Below are 332 nucleotides of genomic sequence, written 5' to 3' on the forward strand. Positions count from 1 at the left end.
ACCAGGGCCTGGGTCAGGAAGAACGGCCCTTTCAGATGCACGCTGAACAGCCCATCGAACTGTTCCTCGGTCACGTCCGTGATCGGCGCGTACAGGCCGTAGCCAGCGTTGTTGACCAGGTGGTCGAACGTTTTCCTGCCCCACGCGGCCTCAATCTGCGCAGACACCGTGCGCGAAAACTCGGCGAACGAGCCGCTCTTGCCCACATCCAGCGCCAAAGCAAGCGCCGTGCCCCCCATGTCGGCAATGGCCTGGACGACGCGGTGCGCCATTTCCGGGTTGCGGTGGTAGGTGATGAGTACGGCCATGCCCCGCTTGGCGCAAGCCATGGC

The 332-nt window shown here is 64.2% G+C and carries 1 protein-coding gene; it reads right to left on the minus strand.

The annotated features are described in order from the left end of the window. Positions 1-308, minus strand: a 308-nt coding sequence (locus tag RCF13_RS15610) for an SDR family NAD(P)-dependent oxidoreductase (protein ID WP_308141328.1), incomplete at its 3' end; no start/stop codon positions are given. Positions 309-332 lie beyond the last annotated feature (24 nt).

The organism is Stenotrophomonas maltophilia group sp. RNC7, from assembly GCF_030910085.1.
Lineage (GTDB): Bacteria > Pseudomonadota > Gammaproteobacteria > Xanthomonadales > Xanthomonadaceae > Stenotrophomonas > Stenotrophomonas sepilia.